Origin of the sequence: Miniimonas arenae, assembly GCF_006351005.1 — a bacterium.
In the GTDB taxonomy this organism is placed as follows: Bacteria; Actinomycetota; Actinomycetes; order Actinomycetales; family Beutenbergiaceae; genus Miniimonas; species Miniimonas arenae.
Map to the genome: position 1 here is coordinate 19,975 of NZ_VENP01000017.1, position 14,677 is coordinate 34,651.

A 14,677-nucleotide genomic window follows, 5' to 3' on the forward strand; every position below is an offset into this window, starting at 1 on the left:
GTCGGGCCATGAGTCGCCACCCCCTGCGCGCCGTCGGAGTCACGGCCGGCATCGTGCTGCTCGCTGCGGGTGCGGCGTTCGCCGCCGACCGCGTAGCCGCCGCCGTCGCCGCGATGCGGATCGCCGACGGGCTCGCCACCGAGGTCGCCGGCGAGGGCGTCGACGTGGCCGTGGGTGGCTTCCCGTTCCTCACCCAGCTCGCCGCGGGCGCGCTCGAGGACGTCTCGTACTCCCTCGACTCCGTGACGCTCGAGGGCCTCGCGCTCACCGACGTGTCGGGCACGGCGTCCGGCGTCGCGACCAACGGGTCGGGCATCGACGCCCTCACCGTGCACGGCACGCTCCCGACGGCGAGCCTTCAACAGGCGGTCGACGACCGGGTCGCCGGGCTCGGGTCCGTGGCGGAAGCCCTCGGCGGGGTGATCGTCACGCCGCACGACGGCGGGATCACGGCCTCGGTCGACGTGCTCGGCCTCACCGCGGTGCAGGCCGAGATCACGCCCGAGCCCGCCGGGCGGGAGATCCTGCTGTCGGTCTCGGACCTGCGGGTCGCCGGGATGAGCGTCGACCCCGCGGACCTTCCGTTCGGTCTCGGCGACAGCATCCAGCAGGCGCTCGACGGCGCCACGGTGTCCCTCGAGGGACTGCCGGCGGGCACCGAGGTCACCGCGGTCACGCCGTCGGACGCGGGCGTCGAGCTGACGGTCGAGGGGACCGACGTCGTGCTCCCCTGACTCGGCGCGAGGCGCCGACGGCGGACGCGCTCCCTGCGTCGCGCCCGACGGTCACGACCACCTCACCGGCTGTTCGAGATCGCTCCGCCCGCGGGCTACCGGAGTGGGCCCCGTCCTCGAGGAAGGGGCCCACTCCGTCGGCCGGGTTCGACCTCTGCGCTCAGTCGCGCTCCGTCCGGCGGCGCCTGCTCGCCAGGACTGCGCCCCCACCAGCCAGCAGGAGCAGGAGCGCGATACCAGCGGCCCCGCCGACGGCCGCGCCGGTGCCCGGAAGCGGCTTCGCGCTCGCGCTCGCGCTCGGGCTCGGGCTCGGGCTCGGGCTCGGGCTCGGGCTCGGCGACACCGTCGGCGGCACCTCGTGGGTGGTGGTGCACGCGTTGGTGCACTCGCCGCCGCCACCCGACGGCGTCACCACATTGGTGATCGTGACTCCGGCGGCGGTCCCCACCTCGACCGTGTACGACACCGACACCGGGTCCGAGCCGGCCGGCATCGTCGGGATCTCCCACGTGAGGGTCGTCCCCGACAGCGTCAGGCCCGCCGGAAGGTCGCCCACGAGGCGGGCGTTCGCGAGCACCTCGCTCAGGTCGTCCACGGCCGTCGCACCGGTGATCTCGGCCTCGGAGGTGTTCGCGGCCGTGAGCGTGTACGTGATGTGCTGGCCCACTGCCACCGTGGCCCCGGTAGCGGGGTCGGAGTTCTTCTGCAGGGTCCACGCCGGTGTGTAGTGCTCGGTCGTCGTCGGGCAGAGCTCGGGATCCGCGACGGCCCCGGGCAGCGCCCGGCCCTCGGAGTCGGGCGCGACGCAGGGCGAGCTTCCCGGCGAGGTCACGACGTTGCGGAGGGTCGCTCCAAAGGCGCCGTCAGCAACGGTCACCGTGTAGGAGACGGTCGAGGGAGCCGAGCCGGCGGCCATCTCCGGAATCGCCCAGGTGAGCACACCGGTCTCCGCGTCGAACGTGAGGCCGTCGGCGAGGGGTTCGGTCAGCGTGGCGTCGTCGAGGACGTCGGACAGGTCGTCGACCGCGGTCCTGCCCGCGACCACCGCGTCGGACACGTTCGTCGCGGTGAGCGTGTACGTCACGCTCTGGCCCGGGAGCACGGTGCTGCCCGAGACCGGGTCCGAGGACTTCTCGATCGTCCATGCCGGTGTGGGGTGCTGCGTGGTGCAGCTCTCCACGCAGCTGCCACCGGTCGCGGGCGTCACCACGTTGCGAATCGTCGCGCCCGTGGCGTCGTCGTTCACCCGCACGCTGTAGCTCACGCTCACCGGCTCCCCGCCGGGCTCGATGGTCGGAATCGCCCACGTCAGCGTCGTGCCGTCCAGCGTCAGGCCGGCCGGGAGCTCACCGACGATCGCGGCGTCGTCGAGAACGTCGGACAGGTCGTCCACCGCGGATGCGCCGAGGACCGCCGCCTCCTCCGACTCGTTCGTGGCGGTCAGCGTGTACGTGATGGTGCTGCCCACGTCCACCGTCGTGCCCGAGGCCGGATCGGAGGTCTTGGCGAGCGACCAGACGGGCGTGTAGTGCGTCGTCGTGCAGTCACCCTCGACGCACTCGCCACCGGGACCCTGCGGCGTGACCACGTTCGTCAGCGTCGCACCGACCGCGTCCGGGTTCACGGTGACGGTGTAGCTCACGCTCGCCGGGGGTGCACCGGCGGCAATCTCCGGAATCGTCCACGTGAGCACGCCGGACTCGGCGTCGAACGCGAGACCCTCGGCCAGCGGCTCGACCAGGGCGGCATGCGCGAGCAGACCGGACAGGTCGTCCGTCGCGAGGGCCCCACGGACGACGGCATCGGAGGTGTTCGCCGCCGTGAGGGTGTAGGTCACCTGCTGCCCGGGCACCACGGTCGCGCCCGTGGCCGGATCGGAGGACTTCGCGAGAGTCCACGCGGGGGTCACGTGCGTCGTCGAGCACGCGCCGAGGCACGATCCGCCCGGGCTGTCGGTCGTGACGACGTTGAGGAGAGTGGCACCGTCCTCGCCCGCCCGGACCCGCACCGTGTACGAGACCGATGCGGGATCGGCCCCGGGTGCGAGCGTCGGAATGGACCAGGTGAGCGTCGAGCCCACGAGCGCGAGCTCCGGGGGCAGCGTGCCGACGATGTCGGCGTGCGACAGCACCTGGGTGAGGTCGTCCACCGCCGTCGCGCCCTCGACCACACCGTCGGAGGTGTTGGTCGCGGTGAGGGTGTACGTCACGACGTCGCCCGGAACCACGGTGGACCCGGAGGCGGGGTCGGACGCCTTCGACAGCGTGAACCCTGGGGTCGGGTGCTCGGTCGAGCACCCGCTCTCCTCGACGCAGGTGCCGCCAGGGCTCGACGGCGTCGCGACGTTCGCGAGGGTGACCCCGATCGCGTCGTCGTCCACGGTCACCGTGTAGGACACCGAGGCAGGTTCGCCACCCGCGAGGATCGTCGGGACGTCCCACGTCAGCGTCGACCCGTCCAGAGTCAGGCCCGCCGGCAGGGTGCCGGCGAGGCTCGCGTGGTCGAGGACGTCGGACAGGTCGTCCGTGACGACCGCGCCCGCGACCGTGGCCTCGGACGTGTTCGTCACGGTCAGCGTGTACGTCACGTCCTGCCCCGGAAGAACCGTCGAGCCCGTGGCGGGGTCAGCAGACTTCGCGAGTGTCCAGGCCGGCGTGACGTGGGTCGTCGAGCAGTCGCCCTGGCACTCCTGCGGCGGGTACTCGCCGGTGGCGGTGACGACGTTGGTGAGGCGAACGCCGAACGCCTCGTCGTTCACCTTGACCGTGTAGACCAACGTGAGCGGCCCGTTCGCAGCGTCGACGGTGCCGACGCTCCACACGATGTGGTTCGTGGCGTCGTCGAAGACCGCCGAACCCTGCGAGGGCTCGAGGTCCTCGGTCGACAGGGTCGCGTTCGCCAGCACGGCCGTGAGGTCGTCGGTGACGACGACGTCGTCCACGAAGCCGGCCCCACCCGGCGTCACGGTCACCGTATAGGTGATGGGGTCGCCGGGCAGCACCGTGGAGCCGGTCGGCGGATCGCTCGTCTTGCTCACCGAGTAGCTCCCCGGAGTCCGGGTGAGCGTGTTCGTGAACTCGGCGATGACGACGTCGCTCGGCCCGCCCGTCTGGAACGTCGCGGTTTCCGTCCCCGACCCGCTCTCGTCGCCGTTGGTGAGCACCGTGTTCGTGGTGCTCCACGCGAACGACGGGTGGTTCGGCGTCGGCAGCCCGGCCTCGGTGACCGTGCAGGAGCTGTCGTCCGGAACCGCCGCCGGGGAGTCCCACGTCTCGCCGCTCGCGAGCGTGAATGTCCCGGGCCCGGCGTCCGGATACAGGTCGCCGTTCTCCGCCTCGCACTGCCACTCGAACGTGAAGCGGGCATCCGCGGGGACACCGCCCTGCTCGTCGAGCACCGTCTTGCTCACAGCGAACGACCCGAGCACGCGATCGACCGGGTTCGCCACGGTGACGACCGGCGCTGTCTGCACCGAGTCGACGCTCACCGGACCGTCGGAGGTCCACGGCAGCCAGACGAACGAGACGTCCTGCTCGACCGGATCGGCCGGCCTGGTCTCCGCGGTGACCTCGCACGAAGCACCCAGGAGCACACCCGGCACCGAGAACTCGGCCCCGTCGAGGACCGGACCCCACGTACCGGTGACGGGCTGCGGGACGTCGGTCTCGCCGTCGAGCGTGCACCGCCACGTGCCCGAGTAGGTGAGCGCTGCCATCGCGGACGCCGCCGTGGTGGCGTTCGCCGAGAGCTGCACGTCCTTCGTGATCGTGAAGGTGCCCGTCACGCGCTGCGTCGAGTTGGTCACGGTCACGCCGACCGCCTGGCCGGCAACGGTCGTGACGGCGCCCGAGGCGCCGTCGCTGCCAGCCGGGGCATAGGCCGGGGTGGTCCAGGCGTAGGAGGAGTTGACGAGGTTCGCCTGGTCCGGCGTGTTCTCCCGGATCTCGCACCGGGACTCAGCGGGGACGCTGTCGCCGTCGTCGCCGGCGTCGGCCGTTGCCAGCACCGCCGAGCCACCGCTCGCCGGAAGCGTCCACGTCCCGCCGGCCACCTGGGAGCCGGGATCGGTGGCGTCGGCGGGGTAGAAGCACGCCCAGGACCCGTCGACGGTGGCGCCGTCGACGAGCGCTGCCGAAGAACCGGTGAAGCTCTTCGTGACCTGGAGGTCCGTGAAGACCCGCGTGGCCGTGTTCGTCACGGTGACGGTGGGGGTGACGCCCGGCGCGATGGTCACCGCCTGGCCGAGGTCCGCCGGGGACCACGCCCACGAGGTGTCCGGCAGGAACTCGTTCGTTCCGAGCGCGGCCTCCGAGGTGACCGCGCAGCTCGTGCCGATAGGGAAGGTGGTCGGCCCGTCGTCGTCCGGCGTCAACGTTGCCGCGCCGGTGCCGTCGACAGCCCACGTGCCGGTGTACGTCTGCCCGGGGGTCTCGTCCCGGGTGTAGGTGCACTGGTAGCTGCCGGAGAACTGCGCGTCGTCGGAGAGCTCGGGCGTTCCGGACCCGAGCGCCTTGACGATCTCGAAGCCCGAGCGGACGCGGACCACGTCGTTGGTCACCTCGACCTGAGCGGTCTCGTCCGCCGTGACGACCACGTCGACGGTGTCCACGCCGTCGACGCGGATCGTCGTGGCTCCCCACGCGTACGACGCGTCGTAGAGGGGCGGACCGTCGGGGTTGCTCGCGACCCCCTCGGACACCGTGCACGTCCAGCCGGCCGGCACGTCGGAGATCAACGCGACGGGGTCCGCGCCTGCCGTCACGTTCGCACTGCCCGTGAACGTGCCCTCGACGCCCTCGTACCCACACACCGCGGACACCGGGAACACGGTGCCTGAGGTGACGCCGTCGGTCTCGCCGGAGAGCAGCTTCGAGACCACCAGGTCGCCCGTAGTGCGCTCGAGCGTGTTGACCACCGTCATGGTGGAGAACTCCGGCGTCGCCGTGACCGTCACGGGGGTGACCACAGGATCCGCCCACACGAACGACGGATCGTTCGACGGGTCGTCGAGCGGATTCTCCGTCGGCGTGCACACGGAGCCGACGAGCACCTCGATTCTCGTCGCGGGCTCGCCGCCGGCAGGCGTGAGGGTCTGCAGCGAACCGGCGTCGTCGGTCGGGGTGGCGTCCGTCCCGGACCAGCTGCCCGTCACGGTCTCGTCGTCGCCTGCGCCGGAGTACGTGCACTGGAAGGAGCCGTCGTAGGTCGCAGCCGGGTCCACGACCCCGGTGTAGGTCCCGATCCGGACCTCCTTGGTCAGCTGAACCGGGGCGTAGACGCGGACGATCCGGTTGGTCACGGTGATTGTGCCCGACGGCGTCGAACCCTCGACGTCGACGGTCACGGATTCTCCGACGATCGGCGACGCCCAGGCGAACGACGCGTCGGCGAGACCACCGGAGAAGCCACTCTCGCTCGCGGTGCAGGCGGCACCGAGCGGAATCCCGGAGAAGACCAACGACTCGCCGTCGGCGACATCCTGCGTCCCGTAGGAGACGCCGTCGCAGGTGAGGCCGATCGGGAAGATCGCGTCGGAGCCCCCGGTGAAGCCTGCGGTCTCGCCCGTCACTGCCTTGGTCACCGACACCGATCCGGACCGTGCGCTGATCGCGTTCGTCGCGGTCACCGCGACCGGGGTGTCCGACGACGGGGTAGTGAAGGTCCAGGCGCCGGCCACGAGCTCACCGCCACCGCCGGAGAACGTCACGCCGTCCCAGCGGAACGGGTCGATCGGGTCGGCCGTACCGGTCTCGCGTACCGCGCAGGTGCTGCCGAACGGGATGTCGGCAACGGACTGCGACCCACCTGCCGACATCGTGAGCGTGCCGCTGATCGGATCGCCGGTCTGCGGCGTGCAGACGTAGGCGAACGTGAACGCCTCGTCCTCGAACGCCGTGCCGGCCGCGCCGCCTCGCACGCCCTTGGCGACGCTGAAGGAGCCAGTGGAGCGGTTGAGCGTGTTGGAGACGGTGGCCTGAGCCCCCGTCACGGCCGTCACGGACGTCGCGCCGGGAACGGTCTTGGTCCAGCTGTAGGAGGGGTCCGGCGGGTTGGTCGGGTCGGCCTCGGTCACGGTGCACGAGGAGCCGAGCAGAACGGACGCGACGGGCGACAGCGTGGCGGCTCCGCCTCCCGGCGGCGCCGTCCAGGTTCCCGAGATCGTCTCGGCCGAGGCGCCGACGCCGTAGGTGCACGAGTACGTCCCGGAGAAGATGGTGGCGCCCGGTGCGCCGTCCGGCTTCTGGACGTCCTTGACGATCGTGAAGGGAGCGCGCACGCGCGTGATGTCGTTCGTGACCGTGACCCCGACCGGGTCGAGGCTCGACGGCACCACGACCGTCTGCGCGCTCGGAACCGCGCCCCACGCGTAGCTGGCGTCCGGAAGCCCGCCCGTCGGCTGGTCCTCCGTCACGGTGCACGAGGTACCGACCGGAAGGAGTCCGGAGGTCCACGTGGAGGACGCGCCACCCGACCATGTGAGCGTCGCCGCGAAGGTGCCTGCCGTGCCACAGCTCACCTGGACGGCGAACGTGGTCCCGTTGGCGACCGCCGACCCGAAGTGGGCGATCGCCTTCGTCACCGAGACTCGGCCCAGGTCGATCACGGTGGTGTTCGTGACGCCCACCGTCGCGGAGGAGTTCGCCGCAACCGAGACGACGCCGTTGGTCAGCCCGGTGTAGGAGGGCGCCTGCCAGGCGTACTCGGCGGACAGGAGGGACTCGGACGGCGTCGTCTCGACGACGGTGCACGCGACGCCCGCCGGCACGCTGGCGGTCTTCGAGCCGGTCGAGCTCAGGGTCAGTGTCCGCACCACCTGGCTCTCACCGGAGCCGCACGTGACCACGACCTGGAACGGCTCGCCGGTGCCGATGTAGCCACCACCGACCACGGTCTTCGTGACGGTGAGGCTCGCATACACCCGCGTGAAGTAGTTCGTGATCGTGCCGCCCACGTTGCCGTTCGCGGGCACTGCGCCGAGGGTGAGCGCACCCGAGCTGCCGTCCCACGCGTACGAGGCGTCCACGAAGTCGCCGGACTGAGTGGTCGGCGCCGTCTCGGTGACGACACACACGGAGGTGGCCGGCACCCCCGTCACCGTCAGCGGTGTCCCCACGCTGATCACGCCGGTCCCCGAACGCGTCACGGTCCCAGCGATGGTGCACTGGTAGGTCACCGCGAACGTGCGCGCCGCGCCTCCCGCGTAGCCCGAGGCGGGCACACCGGAGCGCGGCGTGATCGCCTTGGCGATCGTGAACGAGCCGAACTGCTGCACGGTCGGGTTGGTCACCCCGGCGCTCGCGCTGCCATTGGCGGGCACCACGGCGGGGTTGGGTGAGTAGGTCGTGGTGGGCGTGCCCCAGATCCACGACGAGTTCACCAGACCGCCACTCGGTGCGGTCTCCGCCACGGTGCAGGTCGAGCCGGCCGGGACGTTGGACACGGTGATCGCCGACCCCGGCTGGCCGTTGGTCGCGTTGGGTGCAAGCGTGACCGTTCCGGTCACGGTGCGCGAGTCCGTGGTGGTGCAGACGTACTGCACGGTGAAGGACTTCGTCGTGCCGCCCGTATACCCGGCCCCCGTGACCGTCTTGGAGAGCACGAGACTGCCCGTCTGGTACACGTTGCGCACGGTGCACGTGGCGTTCTGACCCTGCGTGAGGGTCACGGAGGTGACGCCGTCCGTCGTCGACACGGTGCCGGCTGTGCACGTCCAGGCGCCGCTCTGCTGGTACCCGCCCGTGTTGGTACCGGAGGCGGTCTCGCTGAGGACGTAAGTGCCCGCGGCAACGCTCTGGTTGGTGATCGCGGCGGTGGCTCCAGCCGTCGCCTGACCCACGCCGGAGATCGAGGAGACCGGGGTCGCGACACCGGCAACGGGATTCCGCGTCGCCGTCAGCGTCCAGTTGCTGGCGACGGCCTGCGGGGCGGGCTGGCCGGTCGACGTCACGCTCTTGAGCAGAGTGAGCGTCGCGGTGGGCCGCACGGTGTTCGTGTAGGTGCAGGTGATGGGCACGGCTGCAGCGCTCGTGACGGCCGGCGCCGTCGTCTCGTTCAGCGTCACCGTCGCGCCGCTCTTGTACCCGGCGGGAAGCTCGACGCCGCTGCCGTCGCGGCAGACGACGTCAGTGAAGCCCCACGGGCTCGTCGGGGTGGTCTCGGTGATCGAGACTGTCTGCCCCGTCGTGTACGTGCGGGTCACGCTCGCCGTGCCCGATGCGCCGATCGCGGTGGGCGTGAGCGAGAAGCCGGTGGCCCACGGCGACCCCGCGAGCGAGCTGGACGAGGTGAACGTGGAAGCGGGAATCGTGGCGCCGTTGAGGCCGTAGGGCGCCTCGGCCTGCTTCACCACCGTCACGGTCCTCACCTGCTCGGCCGAGGCCCACAGGCACCCGTAGGTGCTCGTGCCCTCGACTGTGGAGAACTGGTTCACCGGAGTGGCGGCACCGCTGAGCGTGGCGAGGCAGGTGTTGTTGGTGCCGTTCGGTGCCGTGAACCCCTCGACGACGAGGGTGTAGACGAGCCCGCCGACGGTGAACGTCTGGTCGGTGGTCTGGTTGAGGAAGTCGAGGATGTCATTGTTCCGCGGATCGGACTGCGGAGAGTAGTTGTTCGGCGTCTCGTCCATCCGCCACCGGAACGTCATGTCCATACCCATGAACTGGAGCCCGATGTCGCCTCGGAACCACTCGTTCACGACGTTCACAGGGTTGTTGCGGTGCACCATCCGGCCGAGGTTGAACACCGCACCGGTGTCGAACGTGGAGACGTCGCGGGGAGAGAACCCGATCGCGCTCTGGTTCGAGAGGCTGACGCTTCCTACGTCTGTGCCGCTGATGGTGGAGCACGAGTTGTTGCCGTGCGCCGAATACGCGGTGGTACCGGCCGAGACCCAGGCGGTGGAACCGTCGGTGCGTGCGGCGGCGGCGGTGCCACCCGATCCGCCGGTGTTGGAGGCCGTGCCCGACGTCGTGGCGTCCGGCGCGATGCCGAACCTCGAGCAGTCGTTGCTCTGCGGGTTCGCGGTTCCGTTGGCGGCGGTCCACCCGATGTGGTTGATCATCCGCGCCTGCGGCCGCTGCGCGGCCGGGACGGTGACGGTCGCCGCCTCGGCGCTCGTCGCGGAGGCGACGAGCCCGGCGAGCGTCGCCACGGGCAGAGCTCCGAGCAGCAGCGCAAGCGTGACGAGAGCCGAGACGAGACGCGTACGTCGCTCCCGGATCGTCGCCCTGCGGCTCGCGTGACGCGGCGTGACACCCATGATCGATCTCCTCGGCCTCGCAGCGAGCGATCGAGGGTGCCCGACGTGCGGTCGGTGTCCCTGGAGCCCCCTGCTTCTGGTGCTCGGACGCCGCGGCCGCGACACCATGGTCGCGTACGCAGTCCGCCGCACCCCCAGATGGTGGACACGTCCGTGCGAACGTACCTTGGCACAGAAGTGACCCTCTTGGGGAGGGTTCAGTGGAACGACAGTAGAGGTCGCGTGTTCTGCCCGGTCACTCGGCGTAACCGACCAGCGTGTGCACCACGTCGATGCCGTGCCGCGCGAGCAACGCGCGGGGCTCGAGAAACGCCAGCTCCATGACCACGTCGACCGCGACGAGGGCCCCCCCGAGCCGCCGGACCAGATCGGCCGTGGCGGCCACGGTGCCGCCCGTGGCGAGCACGTCGTCGACGATCAGCACGCGGTCGCCCTCGTCGATCGCGTCGGAGTGCACGGCCAGCGTCTGAGTGCCGTACTCGAGGTCGTACGTCGTCTCGACGGTGTCGCGCGGCAGCTTGCCCGACTTGCGCACCGGGACGAACGACGCGCCGAGCGCGAGCGCGACGGGCGCGCCGAAGATGAATCCGCGCGCCTCCATCCCGCACACGACGTCGATGTCGTCCGGCGCCGCCGCGACCAGCAGGTCCACCGTCTCCTGGAACGCCTGCGGTGACGCGAGGATCGGCGTGATGTCCTTGAACCCGACGCCGGGCTTGGGGAAGTCGGGCACGTCGCGGATGAGGGCACGCAGGTCGAGGGTCATCGGTCCACTTCCGTCGGGCTAGATGGGCGTTCGGTGTGGGATGTGCCGGCCATCCGCGCGAGCATCGCGTTGTACGCCGCGAGATCGGCGTCCCCCGAGCGGTCCGCGGCGCGGTCCAGGCGCCGCGCGGTGCGCTCGTCGTCGCGAATCCAGGCCAGCCCGAGTGCGATCGCGAGCACGAGTGACGGGATCTCGCCGAACCCCCACGCGAACGCACCGCCGAGCCGCTGGTCGGCGAGGGCGTCCACCCCCCAGGGCAGGCCGAGCGCGCCGAACCATCGCGCGGCCAGGAGCTGCGTGCCCTCCGTCAGCGCGAGGCCGAAGAACGCGTGGAACGCCATCGTGGCGAACAGCAGGAGGAGGCGCAGCGGGTAGGACGGTCGCCTCGGGCCGGGGTCGATCCCGATGAGCACGTTGACGAACAGGTAGCCCGCGAGCGTGAAGTGCACGATCATCCACAGGTGCACGAGGTGGTTCGTGAGTGACAGCTCGAACAGCGGTGAGTAGTAGAAGAGGATCATGCTGCCGGCCACGTTCACGGCCGCGACGATCGGGTGGCCGAAGAACGCGGCGACCTTCGAGTGCACCACGGCGAGCAGCAGCTCGCGCGGTCCCCGAGAGCCGTCGTCGCGGCTTGGCAGAGCGCGAAGACCGAGGGTCACCGGGGCGCCGAGCACGAGGAAGATCGGCGCGAGCATCACGAGCACCATGTGCTGGACCATGTGCCCGCTGAACAGCACGTGCCCGTACACGGCCGCGCCGCCGCTGCTCGCCCATGCCACGAGCAGGAGGCCGACGAGCATCGACGCTCCTCGCCCGGCGGGCCACGCGTCGCCGCGGCGGCGCAGCCGCAGCGTCCAGCCCACGATGACGACGGCGGCGCTCACCACTCCGGTCAGCACCAGGACGTCGGGCTGCACGAGGGTGAACCAGCCGGCCACGGTCGGCTCGGCCGGGGGCGGGTAGCCCGTGATCGCCTCGGCCGGCGAGGGAGCCGTCGGCGGGGTGTCGGGGACCGGAGGCGACGTGCTCGACAGCGCGACGGCGAGTCCCATGACGGCGCCGGCCAGCACCACCTCCGCTGCGACGAGGCGCCAGAACGGCGCGGTCCGACCGCTCGTGAGGCGGGGGATCGTGCGGCGGCGGTGCCACCAGCCGGCGACGCCGAGCAGCACCGCGCAGGCGACCTTGAGCAGGAGGATCGCGCCGTAGGGCGTCGCGAGCCCCGCGAGCGATCCGATCCGGACGTACGCGTTCACGACGCCGGACACCGCCACGAGCGCGTACGCCCAGATCGCGAGGTGGCTGTAGCGAGCGGCCACGGTCCGCAGATCGCGGCCGAGCGCGCCGGCGACGACGACGAGCACGGCGAGCCCGCCGATCCACACCGTGACGCCCGCGAGGTGCAGCCACAGGCTCCCGACGGCGAGCGTGTGGTTCGTGGCGCCGGCGGCGTGCCCTGTCTGTGCGACGGGCGCCAGTGCCGCGAGCGCGAGGACGGCGGCCCACGCCGCGCTCGCGTAACCGGTCGCGGCGACGGCGAGCAACGACGTCAGCGCCGTGAGCGCGAGCGCCCACAGGCCGGCCTGACCGAGCCCGATCTGCGTGAGGTAGACGCCCAGCTCGTCGCCGAACGTCGGGCCGCCGATCGGGCGTCCCGACACGCTGGCGTAGGTGAGCACCAGCTGGACCGCGACGGCGAGCGTCCACACGACGCTCGCGACGGCGGCGGTGCGCTGCGCGAGGACCCAGGCTCCGCCGTCGGGCGTCACGCGCGTTCGACGGCGAGCAGACGCCTGTGCGTCACCCGCCCGCGGCAGCACCACGGCGGCGAGGACCAGCGCGCCGATCGTCACGGCGCACGCGAGGTCGACGACGAGCTCGACGACCGGCAGTCCCCACCTGACGACGGCGCCGGGGTCCGCGAGGATCGTCGGGGTCGCGGCACCGGTGAGCGCGATCCCGACCAGGGCGGCGACCGCCGCGAGAACGGCGCCGGCGCCGAGGGTGCGCCAGCGCGGTGGCTCCCACGCGGCGTCCGACCTCACGAGTCCAGGGTAGGCGCGCTACGGGGCGGCCCGGGTCGGTCCAGCACCAGGCCGGGGTGCGGGATCACGCGTGGCGGCGACGGCGAGGGGCCGGGACGCGTCTGCGCCCCCGGCCCCTCGCCGTCGTGCGTGGTTGGGCCTACGTCAGGCGGCGTTCCTGCGACGGACCAGGAGAACACCGAGCCCGATCAGAGCGGCTGCGCCGGCCAGCACGCCACCGACCGCGGCCCCGGTCGACGGCAGGCTCCCGCCGCCACCAGCCGGGGCGCTCGCCGAGGCACTGGGGCCGGCCGTGGTCGGAGTCGGGGCAGGCGTGGGCGTCTGGGTGGCTGTCGGCGTCACCGTCGGCTCCGGCGTCGGCGTGGGCGTGACCGTCGGCTCCGGCGTCGGCGTGACCGTCGGCTCCGGCGTCGGCTCGGTGGCGCAGGGCGCCGCACCCTTGAAGAGGTTCGTGTGGATCTCCTCGCCACCCTGGAGCGCGGTCAGTCCCTCCGCGATGATCTGGCCCTCGAACTGGCTGCCTCCGGCCGGGAAGGTGACGTGCGCGTTCGGCGCGTACAGCGACCCGCGGACGCGGTTGGCCGTCGAGACCACCGTGACGTCCCCGTCGAGTGCACTGAGGTCCCAGAGGAGGTAGCTCGAACCCTCGTCAACGTTTCCTGCCCCGGCGTACGTCGGCAGGGTGAGCACACCGTTCACGACGTCGGACGGCGAGACCGTCACGACGAGGAACGACGTCTCCGAGTAGTCCTGGAGGAACAGCTTCTGCGCGCCGGCAAGGTCGGACAGCGTGATCCGGCTGGGACCGTCCACGCTCAGCACCACGCGGGCCTCCTGACCGTTCGTGACCACTGCATCCTGGTAGTCGATGCCCTCGAGGATCGCCTCGCCGTCGTCGGCCGGGAAGTAGGCCGCGGCCGAGGCGAGCTCGGTGCCCATCTCTGCCTGCGCCGTCGTGAGGTCGACCCAGGGGGTGACCAGCGACTCGATCTGCGGGCTCTGGTTGCTGCCGCCGACCGGGTAGAAGGTCGTGCCCGACCCGCCGAACTGCGGACCGAAGGTGTAGCCGTCGGGCGAGGTGGGGTCGGCGAGCTTGAAGCCCGCGGCCACGCCTGCGGGGTCGCCCTGGTTCTTGACCTGCACGACCTTCGTGGCGTCGGCGGGCGAGCCCGCGTACCGCTGGAGGAGCACCCGGGTGGGGTCGCCGTCGATGGTCGGCACGGAGTAGGCGCTGTTCCCCGCGATGCTGTGCACGATCGGGTACTGACCGCTGCTCTGTCCCCGCGAGTCGCCGAACGTGGCGGACCCCAGCACAGCGAACGAGCCCTCGAGCTCGCTGTTGGCGAGCACCGCGTCGCCCGTCACGAAGATCGTGAAGCCGTCAGCCGAGCCGACGGGCGTGGCGGCGCCCATCGGGTTAACGGTGCAGGTCGGCGCAGCGGCAGCGGGTGCCGCTCCACCGGCGGCGAGGACCGCGCCGCCGCCGAGCACCACGAGCGCCAGCGTGGCGATCGCGGCGCCGGCGCTCCGGACGGATCGCCGCGGTCAGATCGCACGCCTCGCGCGCTCACCGGGTGCTCCGTGCCCCTCGGGCCGCCCGGCGTCTTCCGGCGCAGCAACATCTACGGACGTGGTCATGAGCAGGCCCCGACTGAATGTCTTCCCACCACGAGAGGCCAGCGCCGATCCGGTCGGACGACCGTGGCGCACGAGTCACGCAACCTGCGCGGTACCTCCCAGTACCCTTCGACCCTACACGATCGTTGTGGAATCGCTGGAGGGACCTTGTATCTCGGGGCTCACGTGGTGACCACCCTCACAGCAGGCCCGACCGTCGTGCTCCGGTCGTTCGAGAGGCCCCTCACGAGGC

5 protein-coding genes are annotated in these 14,677 nt (G+C 71.6%); 1 reads left to right on the top strand and 4 read right to left on the bottom strand.

The features are described from left to right. The first annotated feature begins 8 nt into the window (after nucleotides 1–8). A complete protein-coding gene (locus FH969_RS06290) occupies nucleotides 9–734 on the top strand; it encodes an LmeA family phospholipid-binding protein (RefSeq protein ID WP_139986511.1) in 726 nt (241 codons plus the stop codon). A gap of 160 nt (nucleotides 735–894) precedes the next feature. Here FH969_RS06290 and FH969_RS06295 read toward each other — a convergent pair whose 3' ends face one another. The 4 genes from FH969_RS06295 to FH969_RS06310 all read right to left on the bottom strand — a co-directional run bounded on the left by FH969_RS06295 (nucleotide 895) and on the right by FH969_RS06310 (nucleotide 14,220). Continuing rightward, nucleotides 895–9,993 carry a DUF7927 domain-containing protein gene (locus FH969_RS06295; RefSeq protein ID WP_139986512.1) on the bottom strand — a complete coding sequence of 3,033 codons (9,099 nt, stop codon included), beginning with the start codon at nucleotides 9,991–9,993 and terminating at the stop codon, nucleotides 895–897. A gap of 235 nt (nucleotides 9,994–10,228) precedes the next feature. Continuing rightward, nucleotides 10,229–10,759 carry an adenine phosphoribosyltransferase gene (locus FH969_RS06300; protein ID WP_108718828.1) on the bottom strand — a complete coding sequence of 177 codons (531 nt, stop codon included), beginning with the start codon at nucleotides 10,757–10,759 and terminating at the stop codon, nucleotides 10,229–10,231. Then, nucleotides 10,756–12,807 carry a bifunctional copper resistance protein CopD/cytochrome c oxidase assembly protein gene (locus tag FH969_RS06305; protein WP_139986513.1) on the bottom strand — a complete coding sequence of 684 codons (2,052 nt, stop codon included), beginning with the start codon at nucleotides 12,805–12,807 and terminating at the stop codon, nucleotides 10,756–10,758. Before FH969_RS06305 ends, FH969_RS06300 begins: the two co-directional genes overlap by 4 nt. A gap of 144 nt (nucleotides 12,808–12,951) precedes the next feature. After that, nucleotides 12,952–14,220 carry a collagen-binding domain-containing protein gene (locus FH969_RS06310; RefSeq protein WP_139986514.1) on the bottom strand — a complete coding sequence of 423 codons (1,269 nt, stop codon included), beginning with the start codon at nucleotides 14,218–14,220 and terminating at the stop codon, nucleotides 12,952–12,954. Between the last annotated feature and the right edge of the window lie 457 nt (nucleotides 14,221–14,677).